The 272-nt window shown below is 69.5% G+C and carries 1 pseudogene; it reads left to right on the top strand.

Features of this window, described 5'->3' with window-relative positions:
- Positions 1-272: pseudogene (locus SB771_RS34535) on the top strand (epimerase); the annotation flags it as partial.

Genomic DNA, 272 nt, shown 5'->3' with positions numbered 1-272 from the left:
GCCGACGCCGTCATCAACGCCGCGAGCAGCGATCACGAAGGCGCGGTAACCGCGTTGATCGAAGGCCTCGCCGGGTCCGGCAAACCGTTCCTGCATACGAGCGGTTCGAGCATCGTCGGCGATGCGTCGGGCGGCGAGGCGGGTCAGGCGCGCGTCTATCACGAGGACGCGCTGCCCGAACCGAGCGCCGACAAGGCGGCGCGCGTCGCGATCGATCGGCAGGTGCTCGAGTCGGCGCAGCGGAACATCCGCTCGGCGGTGTTGTGCAACAC

The organism is Burkholderia sp. SIMBA_051 (assembly GCF_046534915.1).
GTDB classification, from domain to species: Bacteria; Pseudomonadota; Gammaproteobacteria; order Burkholderiales; family Burkholderiaceae; genus Burkholderia; species Burkholderia ambifaria.
The sequence above is the reverse complement of the archived record's forward strand: the minus strand, read 5'-3'. Positions and strand labels throughout refer to the sequence as shown.